Origin of the sequence: Gramella sp. MT6 (assembly GCF_019357415.1) — a bacterium.
Lineage (GTDB): Bacteria > Bacteroidota > Bacteroidia > Flavobacteriales > Flavobacteriaceae > Christiangramia.
In genome coordinates this window covers 3,245,759-3,272,722 of record NZ_CP048410.1, presented here as the reverse complement: position 1 = coordinate 3,272,722, position 26,964 = coordinate 3,245,759, and the positions used below count along the sequence as shown (strand labels likewise).

The following is a 26,964-nucleotide window of genomic DNA, read 5'->3' as shown; positions in this document are numbered from 1 at the left end:
GAACCGCTGTTAGTGACAGGTTTTAATCCAATTCCAGACTATCAAAAAACTCTGTATTGATACTACCTGCCATCATAGTGTATGGATAATTGTAATTGTCAAGATCATATCCTAAAATAATATAACCTCTAATATTGTTATTTTTTTTGATATCATTGACGATATCATTCACTAGTGCATTTCTCGTTGCTCTATCTGTATTGATATATGGGAAGCCTGCTATTACATATTGCCTTCTTTTCGGTCCCACCCCCATAAGCATATAATTGTATTTTTTAGGACATTTACCTTGAACTAATCTTGTAGAGAGTTCTTTCAAATTTTTCTCATATTTTATTTGATCTTCCTTTGGTAAATTCAACAATATATAGCCAGCCAAAAGCCAATTTTTAGCCCTTTTTTCAATCATGGAAAGAAGATCCACCCAATATTTAGATTTTTCGAGCGCAGGTTTTTTTACTTTTATTCCTCTATACTTGCCTATAAAATAAGGGTCTAGTTCTTTTGATTTTAATGTTAGATTAAAATACATATTTCCCTCGTATTCCGTTTCTCCAATATTAAATCCATTATCTAAATAGAACCCGAAAAGATCCATCTCATCACCTTGAAAGTTTAGATGAGCTTCAAATTCTCTTCTCCTTGATAAATAATGAATTTTCTCCGACTGAAATGTGAGTATTTCAAAAATAATTTCTAGATCAGTATAACTAATAGATGGAGCTAATTCATCAATTGAATGTGGAATTATATTTGCTTTTATTAATTTTTTCAGATTACAACCTACCGACCCAAGATTTGAGAGAGTTATCCCGAGAGGGACATAATATTTAACTTTTGTATTATCTATTGTATTAATTTCACCCGATCTGGTCTTGAATTCATTAATTTGTACGTTTTCTTTTAAATAATTTTCAAAACGAATTGCTTGCTCCGATGGATCAACGACCAAGTCTTCCATAGTTCTAAATAGTCTTTTTGGAGCTCCACGTTTTGCAGGAGGTGTGACAGTTCCCGATTTTGATTCAACTATTATTACGAACTCTTCTAAGACCATAATCAGGTCGTTTTCAAAAACTTTATTCTCTTTTCTACATTCCCATTGGCTACCTATATAAATTTTTGCATTGGGGAATGATTCTCTGAATAAAGTTTCAACCTTATTTTCTAAAAAATGTCCCTTCCTTAAAGCATATTTTTCTCTTAATTTATCGTTTTTAGATATAAAAGTTTCAAGAATTTCTATTCCTAAATGAGTAAACATATGAGCTATTATTGAAAAATAGCTGTTGTCCGATACCTTTATAAAAGGTTTAGTGTGGATAGGATTATTTAAGAATATATGATCTTTATTAATTTCTGATAGACTCTGAAATTTTAGACATAAACTATTCATTATCTGAGTAATTTCTTCTTCTAAAAATTTACCTTCGAAATGTTCATATATTTCATGTATGTCGTGGGTGAAAACACCTTGTAAATTATAGTCAGAATGTTCCATGATGGAAGCTTTCAGAAGTTTTATGTTTTTTCCTGTTTTCTCCCAAATTGTTTTCCTTTCTGAGGAGGTTGTTTTTTGTACGTCTTTAAAAGCTTCTTCATATTTAGTGAAAACCTTGTCGTAAGACTTTTCTTTGACAAAGCTGAATATCTTCTTATGGTGCGCGTTGATTTTTCTTTCGGTTAAAGAAACTAATCCAAATAAAATTTCTAATAATGATATTGGGTTAAAACCAATTTCATCTTTGAAATCATCTTTTATAAGATTAGCGAGTTCATAAGAAACCTCTTCCATTTGTTGTACATAGGCCCAGTTTCTAACGGCTAAAGTTTGAACCATCATATCGGTTCGTAGCATTATTGCACCAATATCTTTTTCATCTTTTGCATTTTCTGCTAGTTTAAAGTATCGAGCGGACTGACTTTGGTTTACCGTCTGAATTAAAGTTTTAAAATTTTCGACATTTTCATGTAGCGGTTTAGGATTAATTGTTCTCTTTTGAATTAAAGCTAAACATTGTAGAATTTCTAAATAAAAAGGAGGGAAATCCAAATAGCCATTAATTGCTTCTTCATCAATTCCCTCTTCTTGTTTAGCAAAATAGTATGCGGCAAAAGAGCATAAATATAGAGCATCATAATTTCGAAAAAAACTTAGCAATTCTTTGAATTCATCTTCAAATTCAATAGAAGCCTTATTTGCAATCTCAAGTAGTTTTTCCTTTCTTTCTTGGAATGAAATATTCTCAGTTACAGGATTTTCAAATTTTACAAATCTTTGCTTTACAACCTCATATGGTTGGTATTCTTTTTTCCTTGATTGTTGCTTTTTCTTCTTCTTTTTTATTTTTCGTTTTCTACTCTTAGGCATTTTCTTATTGAAAAATTATTAGATGATAATCTCGTGTAAAACTTGTCACTAACGGTCTCGGTTATCGCCAGTTGGCGGAGTAAGGGACGCGGAGTTGTCGGCTAAGTATTGGTTTGTTGGTTAAGTTAATTATTTTCTTTCTAAAGCTGCCGCTTAATGGCGATTAACCGTTGTTGTTGTGCGTTTATAAACCGTAATTATGATCTAAGTTCATATTAATTGAATCAGATTTTTGGATGATTTTTGTATCAAGTTCATAGAGCATCTTGATTTGCGAAAAATCTTGATTTAATGATACACAAGTGGAATTGCAATTGTTTACTAGATTAATGTTATTTATAGGTGGAATCAAATCATCCATTTCTTTTAAAGTTAGACCTATCATTTCGTAAAAATCCAGGTAAAATACTTGCTCTTTTTTTGACTTATTAATCTCTATTATTTCATTTTCTTGCCTAAGCGTAAATAATGGAGCATTCAAAGAATCATTGATAACCATTTTCCAACAGGAAAAATTTACATCAGAACCATGATGTTTTTTAGTAGAATCTACTATCTGAAGCCTTACAAGATTATCTGATGTGAAGTTAAAAGTGAATTTTATCTTATTAGGTCTTAAACCATCCCATTTGTGATACCTAATAAATTTTATTTGTTCAAGTTTTGCGGCAGTAGAGCAAATAGGTTTTTCTGATTCTATTTGGTTACCCTTTTGATTTTTACAACCAACTTGAAATAATGATAAAAGAAAAAAGAATCTTAGAATTTTCATATTATAAATGCACTACAACGGTCTCGGTTATCGCCAGTTGGCGGAGTACGGGACGCCGATTTGTCGGCTTTGTAATGGTTCGTTGGTCAAGTTAATTATTTTCTTTCTAACGGTGCCGGCTATTGGCGATGAACCGTCTTAAGTTTAATTTCTCTAAATTTTGATTGTATAACCAGAAAGAACAAAAGAGAGGAATAAGATTACATGAACCGTGGGAACTTGAGATTCCGTCAACAATGATAATCCCCTCTCTTTTCTACTTTAATTTCGTTTAGTTCTGTGAGACCTAGATCTCGTTTTTAAGTCGATGAAAACCAAAGTAGCTGTTCTTTCCAATCATTCTCATATGGATAAATTTAAACATTTTTACGGAGTAGACATTAGTAAATCATTCTTTGATGTGGTTGATCAAAATGGAAGGCATGACCAGTTCTCTAATGATGTAAAAGGCTTTAAAGGCTTGCTGAAGTTAATTAAGAATGACAGCCTGGTAGTTATGGAAGCTACTGGTTATTATCATTACAGATTAGCCCAGTATTTATATGAGAAAGGTATAACGGTATCGGTTGTGAATCCACTTTCGGTGAAGCGTTTTATTCAGATGAAACTCTCCAAGATCAAGACCGATAAAAGTGATGCCAAAGCGATCTGTGAATATGCACAGGCTACAAAAGTTCCTTTGTACACAGCCAGAAACGCCATGCAGGCAGAGTGTTTGCAGCTACTAAGTCTTCAGGATCTTTATTTGAAACAACGCACTGCGGTGAAGAATAAGATACACGGAGAGAAAGCTCTCGGTACACCTTCAAAGACTGTTAGTAGATCACTCGTCCGAATGCTAAAGCAATTAGAGAAGGAATTAGATCAGATTGAAACCAAGCTGGAATTCTTAGTCAGGCAAACCCAGGAAGATCAACTGGAGCAATTAACTAGTATTCCAGGGATGGGTAAGAAGACAGCGATGTTGTTAATTGTGCTTACAGACGGATTTACCAGTTTTGAGAATGCCAGGCAGCTTTGCTGTTTTACCGGGATCACCCCAACGATCAGGCAATCCGGAACCAGTGTAAGAGGACGCAGTCGAATTAGTAAAGTAGGCAATCGAAAGCTTCGGAATTTACTATTCATGTGTAGTTTCACTGCTTGCAAAACTAATAAAGCTTGCAGGGAAATTTATGAACGAATAGTTGAGAAGGGTAAGAGTAAGAAACTGGCACTTATAGCTGTGTGCAATAAGCTCCTGAAACAGGCATTTGCCATAGCTAAATCAGGAACTTCTTACCAGGAAAATTATATATCGAAATTAGCTTAGAAGTACTTGGATTTTACCTTAGTTCTTTGTTGTAGTGCGTTTAACTTAGTTCGAATTTATTTGTTTTAGGAATTCTTTTATTGGCTCAATAATGAGTTCTGGAGAATCTCTGTATTCATATCCTACAATCTGATTTACATTAATTTTTTCAAGTTGTAAATTTTCACCAAATGCATTTTTCAATTTTTCTTGTGCTTCAAGCATTGCAGGATAGGTTGATTGAGTATGATACATATACACTTTTCTTTGCATTATTGTGTCGCTGGCCAGTTTAAGATAATATTGACGTGCAACAGAATCCTGAATATTATTAATTAACTCACCTCTAAATTGAGGGTCATCGGCAATTCTGTTTAAAAAATCCTTTGTTGGTGAAGGCGGAATCTCGTTACGGACTTCTTCCATAAAAGATGAACCGACAAATACTAGAATACCAAGTCCTTTTTCAGATCCTTGTCGACCATTTTTATTTACAATGGCTAAAGCAGGAACATTAATTTTTATCGAATCAGATTTATAATGGTTAGGGCGATAGTTTTTCCTAGCTCTGCTAATGTCGATAAAACTAGTTTCTGGATTGGAACTAGGACTTGATCGCAGGAACATTTCAGAACTCTTGAACGGATCCGTATAATATTCTTCTAACCAAGGCACTGATAATCCATTTAAATAAACAACCCCTGCAACTTTTTGAGGATAATTCTCCGCTAGATAAGTTAATTCTGCTGAAGCTGAAGCATTACCTATGAATACAGCTCTTTTTATATTTAACGAATTTGCGAATTTGATTATATGATCGCCTTGTTTTTTAACATCATAAGCTCCTTTCTCAGATTTACCATATCCAGGTCTAGTTATGGCTAAAACTCTGTTATTATCAGTCAAGAGAGGACCGAAATTCTTATATGTATATGCATCCCAAGCCTCCGAATGTATTAATATCACATTTAAACCTTCACCTCCGAAATCTAGATAATGTGTTCGTAATCCATCAACAGTAATTGTTTCACTATTATATCCCTCAACATTTATTTGAGATTGCATTATACTTAATTGAAGTATAAATATGAAAAAGACCAATATTCTTTTACTGAAAAACAAGTTCGTCTGATTTTAGATTAGAAATTTAATCAATTCAATTGTTAATTGCACTACAACGGTCTCGGTTATCGCCAGTTGGCGGAGTGCGGGACGCGGATTGGTCGGCTTAGTATTGGCTTATTGGTCAAGTTAATTATTTTTTTTCTAACGCTACCGGCTATTGGCGATTAACCGTTGTTAGCTAATGTTTTTTACTAGGCTTTCTATCAGAAGTAGTTCTTCTACATTTATGAATTTCATTGTTTTTAGGAATAGATTGTTTTCAATGATTTCTATTTCTAATCCCTTACCACCTTTTATTTTTTTCAGAGTTTGATTGACTTTAAAAATGTTTTCTGATTTTTTAAATGTAAATGATTCGTAACCTCTCATTTTTATATCATCGTCGTTTTTGAATATATCTAAAAACTTTTCGGTTGCAGTTTTTTCTCTTAAGTAATAGTGTCCCATATTACTTTCCAATCTCAACCATATCATTATTTGTGATTCATTATAAGTAGTTTCAAAGTATCCTGGTACTTTATCAATTAGTACAACAGCAGGCATAAAAATAAAACCATCACAGTATTCAATTTTAAAGCAATCAGAATAACTCCAATCATCATATTTTGATAGAATCTTTGTACTTTCTAAAATTTGTAATTCTGATTTGGAGAACCTATATCTTTTATATTCTCTACTTTTTCTAAGAAGATTTATTGCTCTTTCGGCGTCCTTTTGTTCTTCAGTATGTAATTTTCTATTTCTTTTTCTGGGATAGTGATATACTCGTTGTCATGGTTAATCCAATGTCCAGATTCTGCTTCTTCTAAAGTAAGTTTAGCACCAGTTTCTGGATCGATGATATATTCATCTGCAAGACTTTCATTAATTCTTTTTTCATATTCCCTTTCTGCTTTAGTTCCCTTAAGCATAATCTTTAAAAGTTGATATAAAAGGTTTATTCCAATTAATGAAACTGCTAAATAGAATATTATTTCTCCTAATTTCACTCTTTCTAAAAAATGTTAGCTAACGTTTACGAATAGGAAGAGTAGGGGGCTTCTGAATTCTGTTTTAAATTATCTGTTTTGATGATTTAAATATATACATATTTATTTAGTGCCCCCTATTCTTCTTATTCGTTGTTACGTGCAGTCGTTGCGGCATTTTGCAGAAATGCTGCGAGCGTCGTTCGACGGACCTGACCCTCGGGCCATCCCGCTTCAACCGTTTAGAATTGCGTTTATCCTTAGGATAGGCGACGTTCTGGAACGGGGAGCAAACAGCAGGATCACTAAAAAGGAGTGGAATCCCTAATTTCTTAATTTCTTTTTTTCTTCTTCCTTTACAGCGAGTTTGCAGCTATCACTTTAAAAAGCACGCTTTTCTTCGTTAGCCGCAAGCAAACTCGCTAGACTAGCGGTTCCACGATTTTTTATTCCTAAGCTTCTTCCTGTTTGCTTGATGCTGAGAGCTCGCCCAGGGCTGGCGAATGGCATGTAACGGTCTCGGTTATCGCCAGTTGGCGGAGTAGGGGACGCGGATTTGTCGGCTTAGTATTGGTTTGTTGATCAAGTTAATTATTTTCTTTCTAACGGTGCCGCTTATTGGCGATTAACCGTTGTTGGCAACTGGGCTTTTATACTCATTTATTGTTTTATTTAAATCATCTAGAGACATTATATAAGAGAAACTTTGCAATCTCCTTAACTTTATTTGTTTGTTTAGATTGAACAGACAGAATTTAAATATTCTCCATTTTATTTTATTAAACTCTTGTTGTTTATTCTTAAACCGGAAGCCCACGAAGATGAACATATTTTCATACTTCATATAGACTGCAAGTAAATATGTAAAAGGAATAAATAAAACTGTAAGAATAATTGGAAGAAGAAATATTTTCAAAGTGTTTAATGATGCAAATGCTTCGAAGTTTTTTACAAGATTCGTAATTGAAAAAGAGAGTAAGAATATTCCAAATATTGTCAGTATTCCAGTAGTGAATTTTTTAGTAGCAATTTCTTTTCTGTCTTGAAATATTTTATCTGCTAAGCTAATTATCAATAAAAACGGGATTAAGATAATTTCCCAAAATAAGGGTAAAGTGTAGAAGTTTATTATGAACTCAAAGACTATAATGAATTTAATATTGTCGAGAATATTCTTCTTGAAATAATCTGGATTTTCTGTTGCTTTATTAGCATTAAAGATCGAAATAATTGCGGATCCGATAAACCAGAATAAAGTATCTTTTAAGAATTTAAGATCCCAATAATCAAATAGAGCTAAAATCAATATTATAGTTTCGGCATAAATAATTGAAAGTAAAATTGGAGTTATAATTTTATCGCTAAAAAATGTGGAGAGAACTTTTTTAAAACTACCCCAACTTTCCATTTTGCTTAAAATCCAAGTCAGAATAATTATTGACCAAAAGAATAGTGCAATTTCTCTGGTATTAAATATTTCAAACATTAAATTCTAATTTTTCTTAGCCTTGTTGCCAACGGTCTCGGTTATCGCCAGTTGGCGGAGTAAGGGACGCGGATTTGTCGGCTTAGTATTAGTTTGTTGGTCAAGTTAATTATATTCTTACTAACGGTGCCGCTTATTGGCGATTAACCGTTGTTGTAACGCGTTAAGCAGTTGAATTTTTCTTTATAGACTTTTGAATATTTTATTTCCCTTCTTTAATTTGAAAATCTGGCCTTCCTTTTAAATGATTCTCAATAAACATATAATTGGATTCATTCATTTTTCCTTTTTCCATTTCGTGATTAATTAATTTTTGAATTGTATCGAAATACTTTTTATCAGCGTGCCTAAAAACTAAAAAAGTAGGGTAGTTATCCTCACAATTTAAACTATCTGGTTGTGGCCATCCTTTTTGGTTAATTATTTCAATTAACAATTCTGTGTTTTGATTATCTAATTTTTTCTGCAGTTTTAAAAGCGAATCTTTTTTAATACTGGAAATGGTAGAATCCATTATTTCAAATCTATATCTCTGATCATTTTCTACCATTTTTTCCAAGTACTGACAAATTTCTTTATCTGTAAATTTTTCATCTTTTTCCTGACATGAAATAGTCAGTAGAAATGTAATCAGTAGAATTTTTCTCATAATGCGTTACAACTCGTTATATCCACGGCAATATACATTTTTATTCGAGTATGTTCCGGGATAAGCGCAGGTTTGGGTATCGTTTATAAGATAATTTCAGACTTCTAAATTAAAATAAATATGTAAATAAGATAAATATTCAAGAATTAATGTGCTAAAGGTAAAAGCATCTCAAAACTTTAACTGTAAGTAATTGATATTATTTGATATTAGATAGTAATCAAATAACGAAAAACCTGGGTTGTTGTACCTATGTTGTACCTGGAGAAAAAATTAAAGGCTTTCGATTTCTCGAAAGCCTTTTTTACTTGTAGCGAGACCGAGATTTGAACTCGGGACCTCCGGGTTATGAAAATATTCTGCTAGAAGTCAAATTTACCTAAAACACCTGAAAATCAATTAGTTAATGTGATTTTGATAAATTTTGATATTATATAATATGGCCTAAAATCAACCGATTCTGTACTTATTCTGTACTAGTTTTTAGATGTAAATTATTATATTACAAGGTTTTAAATCCTAACTGTATGGCAAATTTAAAGATTGTTTTGAGAAAAAACATGAAAAAGAAGGATGGAAGGATACCTCTGGCCTTAAGAATTAGCGAAAATTATAAAACGAATTATGTTTGGCTGGGACATTCTGTATTTGAAAAAGAATGGGATGATGTTGCTTGTAAGGTTAAAAAGACTCATCCAAACTTTAAGCAGTTAAATAACTTTTTGATGAAAAGGATGATTGAAGTCAATGATATCTATTTCAATGCAGAGAAAAAAATTACGCCAAGGCAGATAAAACAAAAATTAAAAGGGCCAGATGGCTCTAAATCATTCTTTACTGTTGCCACTGAACATATTCAAAGTAAATATGACACGGGAGTTTTTTCAGTTGCTAAGTCGCAGTTATCAATACTATATAATATTGAAGAATTTATACAACTAAAGAATTCGAGAAGTAAGGCAAAAATCATCCAAGAAATTAAACAAAGACGGTTAAAGCGAGTGAGCGATGCAAGAAGATCTAAATATCACTGGATGGATGGCGTTGCATATTTTAAAAAAAATGATAACCTAAGATTCCGCGATATTGACGAGTCTTTTATTAGAAAATATAAGACATTCTGTTCTTCTTACTTGAATCAAAATCCAAGGACAATAACCAATCAGCTTATTTTCATTAGAACTCTTTATAATATTGCAATTAAAGAAGGAGTAATTGCCCAGAAATATTATCCTTTTGCTGGTGAGAAAGAGAAAATTAGAATATCCTCAGGTAATAAAATTGGATTGAATGTAGAAGAAATTGAGAAGATAGAATCACTCGAATTAGAGAAGTACTCAACTATATGGCATACTCACAACATATGGTTGTTTTCTTTTTATTTTGCCGGGATGCGAATCTCAGATGTAATTAAATTAAAATGGTCTGATTTCAAGGATAACCGTTTATACTATGTCATGGAAAAAAATGGTAAACCTTTAAGTTTAAAAATTCCTGATAAAGCTAGGATTATAATTGATTACTATCGCCCAGATAAGAAATTCAATAACGGATATTTATTCCCTTTTTTACGGGAAGTAGATCAAACTCAAGCCGAACAAATTTATACGCGGACAAAGAGTACCACTAAACTTCTCAATAAATATTTAAAAAGAATAGCTAAACTCTGTGGCATTGATAAAACATTATCGAATCATATAGCCCGTCATAGCTTTGGAAATATTGCAGGTGATAGAATTCACCCTTTAATGCTGCAAAAATTATATAGACATAGTGATTTAAAAACCACTTTAAATTATCAGGCAAATTTTATCCACAGAGATGCTGATGAGGCTTTGGATAGTGTCATTAACTTTTAACTTGAGATTATCATTTTAGGTTTAATCTTATTATGATGTTTCATTACGTAATCTTTGCTTGATTTTCTATATGAAATCGAAGATTCATTTTTTTGTTAAAAAAATAATTTTGAAAGTTTTCTCTATTAAAACAAAAGGAATTGACTTCTTCAATTTCTAATTTAGCTTTTTAAAAAATAGTAACTCCACTAAAATTCTATACTTTATTAAAATTTTATATATCTCGAAGTTAGACGATTATAATAATTGAAGATCGAGTTAATTTTGAAAAATTATAGAAATATATGAGTTATAAAGAATAGGATATTTTTTAATTTTTTAAAACAAAAAAAGGTGGAGGGAATTACAGTTTAACCAATTATCCAAACAACTAATATTATGAGATTTATTATTAAAACGAGTGTAGTCGCTATAGTAGTGTTACTATTAACTTCCTGTATGGATGATAAAGGCAAGCAGTCGGTAGAAATTAATACCCCTGAGGAAGTTAAGAAGGCTGAAAAAGAAACGCCAGATGTTGCCGATCAGGATTTTAAAGATGGTATGACTGGGAAAATTTGGCATAACTATCTTGAAATGAAAATAGCCTTAACCAATGAAGATGCCAGTCAGGTTAAAGATGTAGCTAAAAGCATGGAAGAATCTTTTACTGAAGAGAGAGCAGAGATGAAATCTTTAGCAGGGCAAATTGCCTCTACAGATGATATTGAGAAGCAGCGTGAACTATTTTCAAAATTTACTGAAAAAGCAGGATCCATGTTTGAGGAAGCCCTTTCTGGCGGAACTATTTATAAAAAATTCTGCCCAATGGCCTTTAATAATAAAGGTGCTTACTGGTATGCTGATGTTGAAGAAATAAATAATCCGTATTTCGGGGAAAAGATGCTGAATTGTGGTTCAGTAAAAAAGACAATTAAAAAGTAAATACCTCTCAACTAACTTTAAAACCAAAAATATGAATTCAGAAGAAAACAACCAGCACAAAATGAGTGGTACCAATTATGGAAGATTTTTCTCAATGCTGGGATTATCATTTGTAGCCATGTATATCACCATGTACTTGAATACGTATGAATTTGACCATGTTTATTTCAGCCTAACTAGATTTTATATGACCTGTCTGGGTATTGCTGCCATGGCCGTAATCATGTTGTCTCTCATGCTCAATATGTATAAGAATAAGAAAAAAAATATTGCTATTTATGTGGGCAGTCTGGTGCTGTTTGTTAGTGCTTTAGGCCTGGTAAGAGCACAGAGACCTATTATTGGAGATGTACTTTATATGAAGGCTATGATACCTCACCATTCTATTGCTGTTTTAACCAGTAAAAGAGCCGATTTAAAAGATCCGGAAACTAAAAAACTTGCTAAAGAAATTATTGAAGCTCAGAAAAGGGAGATCGCCCAGATGAAAAAGATAATCTATCGTCTGGAAAATGAAAATTGATTTTAGATTGGAGAGGGGAAACCCTCTCTTTTTGATAATACCATAATGAAAATGAAAAATTACTTAATAATACTAGCCTTTTTACTGGGCATCACAGGTTATAGTCAGGAAGAATTAGAGGCTTCGATTGAAGGGAATGTCAATAATCTTCCGGTAAGGGAATATATGCTAACCATAAATCAGGAAAAAGTAAACAAAGCCGGAAAGGAAGTGATGGGAATGACCGTGAACGGAGGTATTCCCGGCCCAACCCTGGAATTTACTGAAGGGGAGTATGCAGTGATTTATGTGGAGAATAAGATGGATGTGGAAACTTCCATTCACTGGCATGGAATGTTACTTCCAAACTTTTTTGATGGGGTGCCTTATTTAACTACCCCGCCAATAAAGCCTGGTACCACCTTTAAATATGAGTTTGAAATAAAACAAAATGGGACTTACTGGTATCATTCGCATACGATGTTGCAGGAACAAAGTGGTGTGTTTGGATCTTTACTGATACACCCTAAGGAGAAAGAGATGGAATATGATAAGGATCTTGTTTTGGTGCTTTCAGACTGGACCAATGAAAAACCTAAAGATGTTTTAAGGTTCTTAAAAAGGGGGACTGAATGGTATAATATTAAGAAAGGAACAGCAACACCCCTAAATCAGGTGATTAAGAGAGGAGCCTTCGGCGCACAGCTAAATTTCTGGAAACAGCGAATGGAAGGAGCCGATATTGCAGATATTTACTATCCTGCGTTTTTGATTAACGGGGAAGAGAAAATAGAATATCCTCAATTTAAACCTGGAGAAAAGGTAAGATTACGAATAGTAGATGGTTCAGCATCCACTTCTTTCTGGATGACTTTTGGAGGGGAGACGCCCACTTTAGTTTCAGCCGATGGAAAAAATGTGGTGCCTGTTAAACGAAATAAAACATTTATAGCCGTAGCAGAAACCTATGATTTTATTGTGGAAATTCCTGAAAATAGAAAACTTGAATTTAAGATTACTGCTCAGGATGGTTCAGGAACTGCTTCAGCATTTTTAGGTCAGGGAGATGTTTTACCCGCGCCAAATGTTCCCAGTCCAGACAAGATTGGCATGATGCAGAAAATGGCAAAAATGGATATGAAAATGGGAGCACCGGCTTTAAAGTTTAGGTCTAAAAATGTAGATCCTTATGAGATGATGGATGAATGGGGAATGCAGATGGATGAAATGGACCATGGGCAAATGGAAATGAAGAAAGACGATGGTATGGATGGCATGGACCATTCCAAAATGAATATGAAGAAGGATACTACCCAAATGGAAATGGATCATTCTAAGATGAAGCACGATAAAATGAATATGGCCGAAGGATCTATGAAAATGGATGAAAAGGAAAATATGAAAGATAATGGAATGGATATGTTTTCAGAATATAATTATGACTACCTCAGGTCTCCAGAGAAAACAAATTTTGATAAAGAATATCCTGTTACAGAAGTCCTTTTAAACCTTACAGGTAATATGTCTCGTTACGTATGGAGTATGAACGGGGTGGTACTTGATGAAGCTGATAAGATAGCAATCAAGGGAGACGAGGTAACAAGAATTACCTTCAATAACCTTACGATGATGCACCATCCTATGCACCTTCACGGTCATTTCTTTAGGGTGATTAATGAAAATGGGGAATATTCTCCTTTAAAGCATACGGTAAATGTACCACCAATGCAAAAGGTTACTATTGAGTTTTATGGGAACGAATATGGAGACTGGTTCTTGCACTGCCATATATTATATCATATGGATGCGGGAATGGCCCGTGTAGTTAGCTATGATACTCCCAGGGATGAACGTATGAAAGCTTACCCCGTAAGTAATTTGATAAATGAAACAAATAAATTTTACACCTGGGGGATGTTAGATGCCGCTTCACATATGACAGAGTTGAATGTGGTTAGTTCCAATGTTAGAAACCAGTTTACTGCTCTGGCAGAATATGGCTGGAATGAAAATATTGAAGCAGAACTCTCCTATGAATATTATTTAAATGACTGGCTACGCCTGTTTGCAGGTGTTAATGTGGAAAATGAGATGGAGAACAGTATGGAAGAACTTAGTACCACAGCTATTGGGGGGATTAGGTATTTCACACCTTATATGTTTAGCCTGGATGTTCGATTAGATAATAAATTAAGGCCTCAAATAAGCCTGGCCAGGGAAATCATGATTTTTCCAAGACTTGCGGTGTTTGGCGAGTATGAATTCCAGGCAGATTTTGGATGGGTAGATGATTTGCCGGAAGGCGATAATTTTAAAAAAGAAGAAACCTGGAGTGCGGGTCTGGAATATTTTCTGTCAAAAAACTTTTCGTTGATGGGAAGTTACGATAATAGGTTTGGCGCCGGTGGCGGATTATCCTTAAGGTTTTAAACAATTTCGTTACAATTCTAAAACTATAAACAGATGAAAAATATAAGAGCCTTAATGATCTTTTTGTTAGTAGCAGGGCTTAACTTTTCGATGATCTCATGTAGAGAAACTACAGAAGAAGATCACGACGACATGGAAATGCAACATGAGGAGATGGAAAATGACGGTATGGAAATGGAACATGATGAGAAGATGAACCACGACGATGAACATGAGCATTCGCATTAAAATCCAGGGAAATGGAGGGGTTTGTTTTAATAGTGATTAGTTGAATTTCTTAATTATCCTCCATTTCCCTTTATTATAAAATTTAAATCATCTTAAAAACCGGATTCTCTCTTTTTAGGGATGAAAAAATGTAAAGTAATGTCATGAAAAAAATACTCTTTTTATTCATTTTTATAAGTATGACGCTTGCTACACAGGCGCAGGATACTCATGAAGACCATGATCGCTCGTCGAACAATCAGGAGCAGCAATTGGAAGCAGATAGTATTTCAACTCCTGAATTAAACCCTAATGAGGATGCAGACCATCCTGAAAAGGGAGAATTAGGGAATCATACGAATGAAGTAAAAGCTGAATTTGATGATTTTCCCAATCTGCATCCTTTGGTGGTTCATTTTCCCATAGTGTTGCTATTGCTGGGAGCTATATTGCAGTTAATTCAATTATTTGTTTTAAAAAGAAACTTAGATTGGGTGATCCTTTTAACCGTAGGGGGAGGGTTTATCGGTGCCTATATCGCCGGGGTGTATGCCCATCCACATGCGCATGATTTAACCTCAATGGCTAAAAGTGTATTGGAACAGCACGATAAATTTGCCGAATGGACCATTTATTCCAGCGCAGTCGCTGCTACCTTAAAATTGGTGAGTTTGTTTTTATTAAAAAGGAACAGAATCTTTGAAATTGTAGTTTTTTTAGTGCTGGCTTTTTCAGCATATTCAGTTTCTGAAGCAGGACATTATGGAGCTCAATTGGTGTATCTGGAAGGAGTTGGCCCACAGGGTAAATATCTGGAATCTGAAAATCATAGCCACTAAAATTTTATGGATATTATTCAGTATAGCGATTATTAAATCTGCCTATATATGAGTGTAGAAAACAGGTAGGATTAGATAAAAAGTTCACCGTTACTCGAATATTTTTTTAGATGACAGGGTTAAATTCTATTTCAGCTGACCAGACTAATAATTTATGATATGGAAATATTTCTGGCTTTAGGGATCATCGCTTATATGGCTACAGTACTGGATATACTTCAAACGACACTGTCTATGCAAGGAGGAGGTTGGTTAACAAGCAGGTATTCTCATCTTTTCTGGAAATTTTTCCTTTTTGTTTCCGGTGGTAATGGTAAATCAAAAATCTTATCTCATGCAGGTTATATATTGTTAATTTCAATTGTTTTAATCTGGGTATTTTTATTGTGGATTAGTTTTGTCCTTATTTTGATATCGCAACCTGGAATTATTGTTAACAGTAGCACGCAAATTTCTGCAGATCTTTTGGAAATTATTTACTACAGTGGATATACCTTATCTACCCTGGGCATGGGAGATTTTATAGCTGCCGGAAATGGGGGCAGGATTCTCACCAGCTTTTATTCTTTTACCGGCCTCATTCTATTAACTATGTCGGTTACATATTTCATCCCGGTACTATCAGCAGTTATAGAGCAACGAAGACTGGGAATAAGACTTAGCATATTAGGGAGCAGTCCTGAAAAAATAATCCTAAACTTCTGGGATGGCAAAAGCTTTCAATCCTTTACTTCTAAAGTTGACGAACTATCTGGATCAATTATAAAATATAGCCAGCAACATAGGGCTTATCCAGTAATTCACTATTTCCATAATCATAAGGAGAAGAATGCCATTATTTTACAACTTGCTAGACTTTACGAAGCCTATCTTATTCTGGCATTTAACTTAAATGATAGGGTAAAACCAAAGCTAGGAGACTTACGTCCGTTAGAAATTGCATTCGAGAATTATTTTGAAGTATTAAAAGAGGTTACTCTTAGAAATACCAGTAATGAAACTCCAGCCTATTCAACCCTACAAAGATTAAAGGAACTTAGTCTAATTGACCAATCTAAGGGATGTCAATTGTTAGATACTAAATCTAAAGATCATCGTAAAATTTTTTTAAACCTTGTACAGCAGGATGGATGGACCTGGAGCAAGGTAGACACAAGAAATTCTTAAATGGCAAGTCAAATTCATTTAAAACTGAAAGATCTTAGCACAATTTATAAGTATGGGTTTTGACTCATTTCTTTCTTTATGTTATAACCTTAAAATTAATGAGAAATAAGAAATTCATTACCGCATTAGGAAGTACGTGCAATTGAAAATAAAAAAGACCATTACTTTTCTTCTGCCAGGCATACTTTTGATGTCACTGTACCCTTCAAATGATTTCGAAATTTTGAGAAAAAAACTAAAATGACACAATTTTGAAAAACAAGGGAAAACCCTACCTTGCACAAATTCATTGAATATTTATCTTAATAGTCCGAAAAAGATTTCATAATTGATACAAGATTATTCACATATTTATCGAGATATTATTTTAGCTTTAAGTGTGGTGCTTGCCGTGTATGTTGTATACCACTATTTTGGATAAAATAAGTAATTTATAAAAGTATAGTGAATGCTTCACTTATGTTATGTCTAAATTAAAGGATACTAATCTCCCTCCGGTAGGATCCTTTTTTATTTTTAATAAAAAAAGATAAATAGGTTTTATAAAATTAGATATCAAGATCTTTAAAGTATTCTTCCTTAACTAAATTTGGAATGGTGACTTTTAATTTAGGTTCAATTTCCATTGCTCGTTTGATCGCAAACATAGCCCCCTTATTTCGTGCCCATGATCTTCTAGTGATTCCATTATTCACATCCCAATGCAACATAGAGCGTAGTCTTTTTTCTGATGCTTCATCACCCTCCAAAAGCATTCCGAATCCACCATTAATTACTTCTCCCCAACCTACACCGCCACCGTTGTGGATACTTACCCACGTAGCTCCTCTAAAAGCATCGCCTATAACATTTTGAATAGCCATGTCTGCGGTAAATTTAGAACCGTCATAGATATTCGAAGTTTCGCGATAAGGCGAATCAGTTCCCGACACATCATGATGATCACGCCCAAGGACAACCGGCCCAATTTCTCCTTTAGCGATAGCATCATTAAAAGCTTTTGCAATCTCTATTCTTCCAATAGCATCTGCGTACAAAATTCTAGCTTGTGAACCAACCACTAGATTATTTTGTTGTGCTTCTTTAATCCATTTGATGTTATCCTGCATCTGCTGTTGTATTTCAACAGGGGAGCTCTCTTTTAATTTGTTAAGAACATTCGTTGCAATCAAATCGGTTTTTTCAAGATCCTCTGGTTTACCCGATGCACACACCCACCGAAAAGGTCCAAAACCGTAATCGAAACACATAGGTCCCATGATATCTTGTACATAACTAGGATAGGCAAATTCTTCCTTGTTTATAGCCTCAGAAGCCGCAACTAAATTTCCACTTTTATCTCTATGAACCTTAGCACCTGCTCTAGAGGCTTCCAGTAAAAAGGCATTTCCGTAATCAAAAAAGTAAGTTCCCTTTTTTGAGTGATTGTTAATTGCCTCGGCATGCCTCCGCAAACTTTCTTGCACCTTTGTTTGGAATTCACCCGGATTTTTAGCCATAAGTTGATTTGATTCTTCAAATGATAAACCTACTGGATAGTATCCTCCGGACCAAGGATTATGAAGGGATGTCTGATCACTGCCCAAATCTATATGAATATTTTCTTTATCAAATTCTTCCCATACTTCGACCACATTTCCCTCATAAGCAAAGGAGATTATTTTTTTCTCTTCTTTTGCCTTTCTTACTTTGAGAATTAAGCTTTTAATATCTTTTACTACTTCATCTACCCATCCCTGAGAGTGTCTTACTTCTACCGCTTTAGGGTTGACTTCAGCACATACAGTAATGCATCCAGCAATATTTCCAGCTTTAGGCTGAGCTCCGCTCATGCCTCCTAATCCAGAAGTTACAAATAGAGATCCCTTGCCAAGATTGGCTCCAGTTGATAAGTTAAATTTTTTGGCCACCATGCGTAATCCATTTAGCACTGTGATCGTTGTTCCGTGAACTATTCCTTGAGGTCCAATATACATATAACTCCCTGCTGTCATTTGTCCATATTGTGATACTCCCAGGGCATTAAATTTCTCCCAATAATCTGGTTTGGAATAGTTAGGTATCACCATACCATTCGTTACGACCACTCTTGGCGCATTGGAGTGGGAGGGGAAGAGCCCTAAAGGATGACCAGAATTAATAACTAAAGTTTGTTCATTAGACATTTCAGCCAAATATTTCATTACCAGCCTATATTGCGCCCAGTTTTGAAACACAGCACCATTCCCCCCGTAAGTTATTAATTCATGTGGATGCTGGGCTACTTTATGGTCCAAATTATTATGAATCATATGCATAATAGCTTTGGCTTGTATACTTTTGCCCGGATAATCATCTACAGGTCTGGCGTATATTTTATAATCAGGACGATATCGATACATGTAAATTCTACCATAGGTGTTCAATTCATCCAGAAACTCTGGAAGTAATGCGGCATGATCTTTAGGTTCAAAATATCTTAGAGCATTTTGCAATGCGAGTTTCTTTTCTTGATTGTTTAAAATCTCCTTTCGTTTTGGCGCATGATTAATATCTAAGGCGTATATTTTTTGTGCAGGTATGTTATTTGGGATACCCTCTAAAATCTGCATTTTAAAATCCATTGGAAATAAATTTTTATTATAAAATTCTGATTATTATATAAACATGTACTTTAAACCTTAAAAGCGGAAATAAAATCCTTTGAATTTTGAATGTGGTAAGACATAATTTGATCTTCTTTTACTATTGGCACCTTAGATCTGAAATTTTCTATAAAATCCTTTAAGAAAGGCGAGGTATCTTCTTCCCTAAAATAAAGTGCCTGCGACGAATTAAATAATTCTATTGCCAGAATCGTCAATACATTATTAGTCACTTTTAGAGCTTTCGTAGCTGCATTTGCTCCCATACTCACATGATCTTCCTGCCCGTTAGAAGAAACAATAGAATCTATACTGGCAGGAGAAGCATATTGTTTATTTTGACTTACAATACTAGCAGCGGTATATTGGGTAATCATAAAACCGTTATTTAAACCTGGGTTATTTACTAAAAATGGAGGAAGATCTCTTAATCCAGAGATTAACTGGTATATCCTACGTTCTGAAATATTGCCTAATTCAGCTATAGAAATACTAAGATAATCTAAGGCCAAAGCCAATGGCTGGCCATGAAAATTTCCACCCGATATTATTTTATCTTCTTCAACAAAAATATTAGGATTATCAGTTACCGAATTTATCTCGGTTATAAAAGTATTTTCAACAAAGGAAAGGGTATCTTTAGTTGCACCATGTACTTGAGGAATACACCTGAAAGAATATGGATCCTGAACGTTATTTTTTTCCCTTTTTCCAATTTCGCTTCCTTCTAAAATCTTTCGTATTCTTTCTGCAGTTTTAATCTGACCTCTGTGTGGTCGTACTAGATGAACTAACTCATCAAACGGCGATAAATTACAATCAAAAGCATCTATAGATACGGCTCCAATTATATTGGACAACTCATATAATTTCCTGCCCTTCATTAAATTGAAAATACCATAAGCACTCATAAATTGAGTTCCATTCAATAAAGCCAATCCCTCTTTAGATCTTAATTTTATAGGGTTCCATCCAAATTTCCTTAATACTTCGGCCGATTCCTGCTTAACCCCCTTGAAATATACTTCTCCTTTTCCCAGTAACGGAAGCGCCAGATGAGCAAGTGGGGCCAAATCCCCAGAGGCCCCCAATGAGCCTTGTTCATATACTACTGGAAGCACGTCATTATTATAAAAATCAATTAGCCTGCTAACGGTCTCAATTGTTACGCCGGAATGGCCATAACTAAGAGATTGTATTTTAAATAAAAGCATTAATCGGATAATAGATTTTGGAACTACATTGCCTGTTCCACATGCATGTGACATCACCAAATTCTCCTGCAATTCTATTAATTTATTAGGAGAAATTTTAACGTTGCACAATGATCCAAACCCAGTATTTATTCCATAAACAGGAGCTTGACTTTTCTCCAATTTTTGATCTAGATATTCTCTCGATCTGGTTATTTTTAATCTTGCTTCATCACTTAGCTTTAACTTTTTCTTTTCAGTTATAATTTTTTCAATTATCTCTATTTCAAGGTTTGAAGATGATACTATGTGAAATGACATAAGTTTAAATTAGGTGTAATTCGATTAGTTTTAAGAATAATTTTCACAATCCCCAAAATAATTTAATATTATTCAGTTTTTATGTAAAATTTAGAATATTTTTCGTTTTTTAATAAAAATTTTTATTAAGTAGCTGAAAAGCAGTGGTTTAATAATGGACTTGTAAAAATATTGTTAATTGTATTAACATATGTTTATATTTGAAATGAATGAAGAACAGCTTTAGAAATATTATTTCCCTTAGCCTGGCATTATTAGTGGTATTTTCTACTTTATCTTTTACTGTAGAAAAACATTTTTGTGGGAAAACTTTGGTTGGAAAAGCAGTTTTTTCTTCCGCTAAAAAATGTAGCAGTGAAATGCACATCTGTGCTGCAGAAGATCGCGGCCATATGAACACCAAAAAGGATTCTTGCTGCTCAAATAAAAAAGAGAATATAGATGGTCAGGATGAATTAAAAACATCTTCATTCTCATTTGATTTTCTTCAATTCAATTATATAATTCCGCTTATATTTATTTCAGAGAATTTTCTCTATGAATTACCTTTTCAGGAAATTCCTCATAAATACTATAAACCTCCTTTGCTATTCGCAGATGTGCAGGTTTTTTACCAAGTATTCCTTATTTGATTTTTATTTAAAAAGATAGCTATAGAGCTACGTTCTAATGGAAGTATAAATTTTATTTCCATAGGGAAGCATTGGTATTACACCAATTTTTTCCGGACAATCATTTTTATCTAAAATCAAATATTTATGAAAATTAAATTAAAAACTATTTTCACACTTTTAATAGTGTTATTAGTGCAATTGACCACTGCACAGGAAAAGACCATTACAGGTACTGTTTTAAATGAGAACGGAATTCCAATGCCAGGGGTAAACGTTACTATCAAAGATTCTCAAATCGGGACACAAACCGATTTTGACGGAAAATATTCTATAAAGGCTAACTCCGGTCACGTACTAAGTTTCACATTTGTTGGGAAAAAGCCTGTAAATATTACCGTAGGCTCTGGAACGGAGATCAATATTAATATGGAAAAGAGCGCAGAATCGCTGAATGAAGTGATGGTTGTCGCTTATGGATCTTCAGATAAACGAAGTTTTACAGGTGCCGCAGAGACCGTAAACAGTGAAGCCCTAACCCGAAGTTCCACGGCTAGTTTTGAAACTGCACTTCAGGGTAAAGTTTCAGGTATGAATATTTCTACCTCAGGTCAGCCTGGAGGTAAATCAAATGTCCAAATAAGAGGGATTAGTTCTATTAGCGGTAATACTCAACCTTTATATGTTCTTGATGGAGTGGTGATCAATACTAACTCAAATCTTCGAGCAGGTGATTTCATGGAAGGATCCACCGGTTATAACCCTCTCTCTACTATCAATTCAGAAGATATCGAAAGCATAACTGTATTAAAAGATGCAGCTGCATCTTCTTTATACGGCTCACGAGCTTCAAATGGTGTAATTATTATCACTACAAAAGATGGTAAAAAAGGGGAAACCGAAATTACTTTAGGTCTTGAAACAGGATGGAGTCAAAACTTAACTGAAGAAAATCTTATCAATAATGAACAGTTTAAAGATCTTTGGATCGAAGGTCAAATAAATCAATACATCCAAAATAATGAGAACGCTGAATTCTCCAGAGTTTATGCTAACAATGATCTTTATAATGGCTACGAAGATCAGGCTATCAGTGATTATGAAGATGTGTACGGAACTACTAATGCGAATGCGGATTGGCTGAATGCATTATATCAAAATGGATTAACGCAAAAATATAATCTGTCGGCTAGAGGTGGAAATGAAAAAACTACCTTTTTCATTTCAGGAAATTATTTGGAACAAACAGGAACAATTATAGAAACGGGATTGAAACGATATTCCGGGAGAGTAAACTTAGAGAATGAGGCAAAAGAATGGTTAACACTTGGAGTAAATCTTTCGGTGGCAAAAACTGAAAGAAATGCAGCAAACTTTGATGGTTCTTATGCAGGAGGTCTAAACCCATTATATATGGCTCGCGTACTTCCTCCGGCTGCACCTATTTACGATCCGGAAGGTTATGGAGGTTTTGCAAACCTGCCTAACGATATAGAGAAAAATGCCAATCCTATTGGGGTATTAAAAGTCGGTGAATATGAGAATGCTGAATTCCGTGTTAGAGGAGATGCCTATGCAAAGTTCCAGGTTTTGGAACCGCTCAGCTTTAAAACCACGTTTGGGGTAGACCAACAAGCAATAGATGAAACGTTATATGATAACAAAGAGTTTGGTGCTGGAGGTGGAATATGGAATGGAGTACTTAATCGAGTAAAAAGTGAAGTTTTTCAATATACTGTAACCAATATTTTAAATTATAATGAAAACTATGGAAATCATGGTTTGGATGTTTTATTGGGACAAGAATCTCAGGTTTCCAACATGAATTCTATCAATGTCTATGGATATGATGTCTTAGACAGTGAGTTGTTATCTGCCAGTAGTATAGGAAGTTTATGGTCACATACCGGCTATGCGGAAAATTACTCGTTACTCTCTTACTTCTCTCAGGTTGCTTATAATTTTGATCAGAAATATTACTTATCTACAAGTTTCAGAAGGGATGGTTCCTCAAGATTTGGAAAGGATTCTCGTTGGGGAACATTTTGGTCTGTCTCGGGATCCTGGGTCGCGACCGAAGAAGATTTTCTGGATATAGATGATTTGGATTACCTGAAATTCCGAGGTAGCTACGGTACAAATGGAAATTTACCTCCACAATATTATGCAGCCCTGGCGTTTTTTGAAACTGATGGAAAAGGTTATGGTGGAAATTCAGGACTGTCCTATGGTCAACTACAGAACCCAGATCTTTCTTGGGAATTAAGTAAAAATTTCAATGTGGGAATGGATATCAATATATTCGGAGAATTAGATCTTACAGTAAATTACTTCCGTAAAAAAACTGAAGATTTATTGCTGAATGTTCCGGTTTCACCTACCACAGGTTTTATGACTCAATTACAGAACTTTGGAGAAATGATCAATAAAGGTTGGGAGTTTGAAGTAGGATATAATCCTATAGCAACAGAAGACTTTTCGTGGAGTACCAGCGCAAACCTTACTCTTCTTGATAACAAAATAACTAAATTAAAGAATGATATAGTACCTACATATAGTTCTAGATATGGTCAGGATCCCTTAATTATTAAAGAAGGTGAAAGTATTTATTCATTTTATTTACGGGATTATGCAGGCGTAAATCCATCAAATGGATATGCTCAATATCATGTACTTGAAAATGGTGAAAGAACTGGAGAGTTGACTACAAATGCTCAGGAGGCCGGATTTGGAATTTTTGGAGACGCTTTACAAGATTTTCAAGGTGGAGTTTTCAATCAGTTCAACTATAAAAATTTTACATTAGATTTTCAATTTACATTTGGTATGGGAGGGAAAGTGTATGATCGTACCGCATTTAAGCGCGATGACGATGGTTTTGCTCCCCAGTATACTAACACAATTGCCCAGCTTAATCCCTGGAATCCTAATAATCTGGACGCTACAGTGCCTATAAGAATTAATGGGAATCCAACTTTTTCGAATGATGTTTCTACCAGGCATTTATATGATTCCGATTACCTAAAACTTAGAAATGCCAAATTAACCTATAATCTGCCATCTTTCGGAAATACTCTAAAAGGAGGTTCAGTTTACGTGCAGGGGGATAATTTATTCTTATGGACCGAATTGGATGGTTACGATCCGGAAGCTGTGGTAGATGGGGTAAACTTTTTCCAGGTACCAACAGCAAGAACTATATTATTAGGACTTCAATTACAATTTTAGAACTTAAAACGCATTCAAATGAAAATATTTAAAAACAGTATTCTAATCTTAGGATTAGTAATGTTCCAAGGCTGCAGCGAAGATCTGCTGGACCAAAGACCAGATCATGTTATCTCAGAGAACCTGGTACTGAATTCAGTAGAAAAACTCGATAAACTATTAACCGGAACTTACAACGAGATTTCACGTAATACTTATCTGGGAAGGGTTTTATACAAAAGGGCGGCCGTAAAAGGTACAGATTTTAGATTTGTGAAAACTACTTTCAACCCCAGGAATTATGAGTTGATTGCTTATAAGTATGAAGAAAGTAGTAATAGTAGCGGAAGCTGCGAAGATTTGTGGATTCAATCCTTTAAATCTATAAATAACCTAAACCTTATTATTAATAATATTGAAGCAGCTGAAGGGAACGAAGCGCAAAAGCAAGAGATCTTAGGTGAAGCTTTGGGTTTAAGAGGTATGATATATTTTGATCTGGCAAGAACTTTCTCCTACCCATGGATAAGGGAGGGCGCAGCAGCACAGGGATTACCTTTGAAACTTTCTTCGGATGAGATAGTAACAGAAAGAAGTAGTCTTGGAGAGACTTATGAGCAGATTATTAGTGATATGCAAAATTCGCTTAGTTTATTAGAGGAAAATAGTTGGTCACAAGGAAGCACCCAGTATTTAACAAAAACCGGAGTTACGGCCTTATTGGCAAGGGTATACCTGTATCAGCAAGATTGGGAAAACGCTCTTAAATATGCAAAAGAAGTAATTGCTACCAGAGGGGCAGAAAATCTTATGGGAGTGGATTCTTATGCATTTGAAGATTATAATTCCGAATCTATCTTCGAATTAAGCATTACAAGCCAGAATTCTTTGGGTAGTAACGGGCTGGGAGCCCAATTTGATTTTAAGAATGGAGGTCAGGGAGATATAATCGCTACTAAAACTTTTATTGAATTATTAAGTGCCTATGAAGGTGATCCAAGAGCCGCATTGCTTGAAGAAGATAAGGAAGGTACCCAGCAAGCATTTATTAAGTACATTAATCGTAGTGATGGAGGCGGATTAAGTGCCCACAATATTCCGGTTATTAGATTATCTGAAATGTATTTAATTGCGGCTGAATCAGCAGTAAATGGTGCCGGCGGTGGCGAGACAGAAGCACAGGACTTCCTTAATACGCTTATAGAAAACAGAACTACCGATTTTTCCTCTAACATGGTTAATGAAACTGGTGATTTGCTAAAAGAGCGAATTGCACAAGAAAGAAGAAGAGAGTTGGCATTGGAAGGCCATGGAATTTATGACTATATACGAAGAGGCAAAGATATTGCACGTCCTGTGGAAGAGCACGTAAATACAGGTGTCGATGTGTCGAATTTAGATATTCAAGCTACAGATTACAGGACAATCTGCCCAATTCCTGCCAGTGAAGTAGAGGCATCCGGAATGGAACAAACAGAAGGATACTAAAAAAATAAATAAAAATCTAAAATGAGATAGTCTTAGAATTCAATGACTATCTCTTTATTATCAAATAATTATGGTAAAAAGAAAAACAGCCCTGAAAATAAGACAGGCACATAGATACCTGGGTATTTTTATAGGTATACAATTTATAATGTGGACGGTAAGTGGTTTATACTTCAGCTGGACCGATATAGATGAAATACACGGAGATCAATTTCTTAAAACAGAAATGAAACATCCCAATTTTTCAGGGCTTGGAAGTCCCGCAGAATTTAGTCCTGAAATTGAGATTAATTCTTTACAATTAAAAGAAGTTGCTGGGGAACCTTATTACTGGATTAACGAAGAAATTCTTCAGAATGCTAGGACAGGAGAGATTAAAGAGAGTTTATCCGAAACAGAAGCAGTTCAAGTTGCCAATCAACATATGATTGATGAGTTAGAGGTGACTGGAATTGAAAGAATAACCTCTACCGGAGAACATCATGAATATCGCGGAAGACCACTTCCAGCTTATGTTATTTCATATAACACTTCTGAAAACATTAAGGCTTATGTCTCTGAAGCTGATGGAGCTTTTAGAACGCTTAGGCACCGAGATTGGCGCTGGTTCGATTTTTTATGGATGACTCATACCATGGATTACGAAGGTAGAGATGATTTTAATAATATAATTTTAAGAGCATTTTCTTTACTCGGTCTTATTACGGTTTTAAGTGGATTCTTGCTGTGGTATACCTCATCTCCAACAATTAGGAAATTCACTAATAAAAAGAAGAAAAAAAACAAAAAGAAGAAGGCAGTAGCTTCTCATTAGGTTTTAAATCTTAAATAAATAATTAGCCAAAAATGGGCTGCTTCAATTGAGGCAGCCTTTTTTTATAAATTTAAGAACTAAGAATAACGGACTAAAGAGTTTGTAAAATTAAAACA

General features: G+C 34.4%; 21 protein-coding genes. 12 read left to right on the top strand and 9 right to left on the bottom strand.

From position 1 onward, the window contains the following. Nucleotides 1–22 precede the first annotated feature (22 nt). Both G3I01_RS14725 and G3I01_RS14720 read right to left on the bottom strand, forming a co-directional pair. A complete protein-coding gene (locus G3I01_RS14725; RefSeq protein ID WP_219549057.1) occupies nt 23–2,371 on the bottom strand; it encodes a hypothetical protein in 2,349 nt (782 codons plus the stop codon). 184 nt (nt 2,372–2,555) lie between these two features. Further along, nucleotides 2,556–3,143, bottom strand: coding sequence for a hypothetical protein (locus G3I01_RS14720; RefSeq protein WP_219549055.1), 588 nt, complete (start codon nt 3,141–3,143; stop codon nt 2,556–2,558). Between the two features lie 346 nt (nt 3,144–3,489). Here G3I01_RS14720 and G3I01_RS14715 point away from each other — a divergent pair, with 346 nt between their 5' ends. Beyond that, nucleotides 3,490–4,455, top strand: coding sequence for an IS110 family transposase (locus G3I01_RS14715; protein WP_219552817.1), 966 nt, complete (start codon nt 3,490–3,492; stop codon nt 4,453–4,455). Nucleotides 4,456–4,500: 45 nt separating this feature from the next. Here the strand turns inward: G3I01_RS14715 and G3I01_RS14710 are convergent, their stop codons facing one another. From G3I01_RS14710 to G3I01_RS14690, 5 genes are all read right to left on the bottom strand, one after another. Next, nucleotides 4,501–5,499 carry an alpha/beta hydrolase gene (locus G3I01_RS14710; protein ID WP_219549053.1) on the bottom strand — a complete coding sequence of 333 codons (999 nt, stop codon included), beginning with the start codon at nt 5,497–5,499 and terminating at the stop codon, nt 4,501–4,503. A 234-nt stretch (nt 5,500–5,733) separates the two neighbouring features. Next, nucleotides 5,734–6,102, bottom strand: a complete 369-nt coding sequence (locus tag G3I01_RS14705) for a hypothetical protein (protein WP_219549051.1) — start codon at nt 6,100–6,102, stop codon at nt 5,734–5,736. A 149-nt stretch (nt 6,103–6,251) separates the two neighbouring features. Continuing rightward, a complete protein-coding gene (locus G3I01_RS14700; RefSeq protein ID WP_219549049.1) occupies nt 6,252–6,470 on the bottom strand; it encodes a hypothetical protein in 219 nt (72 codons plus the stop codon). 682 nt (nt 6,471–7,152) lie between these two features. Beyond that, complete coding sequence (locus tag G3I01_RS14695; RefSeq protein ID WP_219549047.1) at nt 7,153–8,013, bottom strand: hypothetical protein; 861 nt, start codon at nt 8,011–8,013, stop codon at nt 7,153–7,155. Nucleotides 8,014–8,215: 202 nt separating this feature from the next. Beyond that, nucleotides 8,216–8,662, bottom strand: a complete 447-nt coding sequence (locus tag G3I01_RS14690; protein WP_219549045.1) for a hypothetical protein — start codon at nt 8,660–8,662, stop codon at nt 8,216–8,218. Between the two features lie 527 nt (nt 8,663–9,189). On the opposite strand from G3I01_RS14690, the gene G3I01_RS14685 reads away from it, so the two are divergent. The 7 genes from G3I01_RS14685 to G3I01_RS14655 all read left to right on the top strand — a co-directional run bounded on the left by G3I01_RS14685 (nt 9,190) and on the right by G3I01_RS14655 (nt 16,590). Next, complete coding sequence (locus tag G3I01_RS14685) at nt 9,190–10,521, top strand: site-specific integrase (RefSeq protein WP_219549043.1); 1,332 nt, start codon at nt 9,190–9,192, stop codon at nt 10,519–10,521. Between the two features lie 378 nt (nt 10,522–10,899). Continuing rightward, nucleotides 10,900–11,445 carry a DUF3347 domain-containing protein gene (locus tag G3I01_RS14680; protein ID WP_219549041.1) on the top strand — a complete coding sequence of 182 codons (546 nt, stop codon included), beginning with the start codon at nt 10,900–10,902 and terminating at the stop codon, nt 11,443–11,445. 31 nt (nt 11,446–11,476) lie between these two features. Next, nucleotides 11,477–11,968, top strand: a complete 492-nt coding sequence (locus G3I01_RS14675; protein WP_219549039.1) for a DUF305 domain-containing protein — start codon at nt 11,477–11,479, stop codon at nt 11,966–11,968. A 45-nt stretch (nt 11,969–12,013) separates the two neighbouring features. After that, a complete protein-coding gene (locus G3I01_RS14670) occupies nt 12,014–14,377 on the top strand; it encodes a multicopper oxidase domain-containing protein (protein ID WP_219549037.1) in 2,364 nt (787 codons plus the stop codon). A 33-nt stretch (nt 14,378–14,410) separates the two neighbouring features. Beyond that, complete coding sequence (locus G3I01_RS14665) at nt 14,411–14,605, top strand: hypothetical protein (protein WP_093406145.1); 195 nt, start codon at nt 14,411–14,413, stop codon at nt 14,603–14,605. A gap of 143 nt (nt 14,606–14,748) precedes the next feature. Next, complete coding sequence (locus G3I01_RS14660) at nt 14,749–15,423, top strand: DUF2231 domain-containing protein (RefSeq protein WP_257710639.1); 675 nt, start codon at nt 14,749–14,751, stop codon at nt 15,421–15,423. Nucleotides 15,424–15,582: 159 nt separating this feature from the next. Further along, the gene (locus tag G3I01_RS14655; RefSeq protein ID WP_219549035.1) at nt 15,583–16,590 is read left to right on the top strand and encodes a potassium channel family protein; all 1,008 of its coding nucleotides are present in this window, start codon (nt 15,583–15,585) and stop codon (nt 16,588–16,590) included. Between the two features lie 548 nt (nt 16,591–17,138). Here G3I01_RS14655 and G3I01_RS14650 read toward each other — a convergent pair. Both G3I01_RS14650 and hutH read right to left on the bottom strand, forming a co-directional pair. Next, nucleotides 17,139–19,193, bottom strand: coding sequence for a urocanate hydratase (locus G3I01_RS14650; RefSeq protein WP_219549033.1), 2,055 nt, complete (start codon nt 19,191–19,193; stop codon nt 17,139–17,141). Nucleotides 19,194–19,243: 50 nt separating this feature from the next. Then, nucleotides 19,244–20,728 (bottom strand): histidine ammonia-lyase, encoded by a 1,485-nt coding sequence (gene hutH / locus G3I01_RS14645; RefSeq protein WP_219549031.1) that lies wholly within the window; start codon nt 20,726–20,728, stop codon nt 19,244–19,246. Nucleotides 20,729–20,937: 209 nt separating this feature from the next. On the opposite strand from hutH, the gene G3I01_RS14640 reads away from it, so the two are divergent. The 4 genes from G3I01_RS14640 to G3I01_RS14625 all read left to right on the top strand — a co-directional run bounded on the left by G3I01_RS14640 (nt 20,938) and on the right by G3I01_RS14625 (nt 26,848). After that, nucleotides 20,938–21,360, top strand: a complete 423-nt coding sequence (locus tag G3I01_RS14640; protein WP_219549029.1) for a hypothetical protein — start codon at nt 20,938–20,940, stop codon at nt 21,358–21,360. Between the two features lie 126 nt (nt 21,361–21,486). Next, on the top strand, nt 21,487–24,567 hold the full coding sequence (locus G3I01_RS14635) for a TonB-dependent receptor (RefSeq protein ID WP_219549027.1): 3,081 nt from the start codon (nt 21,487–21,489) through the stop codon (nt 24,565–24,567). Nucleotides 24,568–24,585: 18 nt separating this feature from the next. Beyond that, nucleotides 24,586–26,034, top strand: coding sequence for a RagB/SusD family nutrient uptake outer membrane protein (locus G3I01_RS14630; RefSeq protein WP_219549025.1), 1,449 nt, complete (start codon nt 24,586–24,588; stop codon nt 26,032–26,034). Between the two features lie 70 nt (nt 26,035–26,104). Beyond that, the gene (locus tag G3I01_RS14625) at nt 26,105–26,848 is read left to right on the top strand and encodes a PepSY domain-containing protein (protein ID WP_219549023.1); all 744 of its coding nucleotides are present in this window, start codon (nt 26,105–26,107) and stop codon (nt 26,846–26,848) included. Nucleotides 26,849–26,964 lie beyond the last annotated feature (116 nt).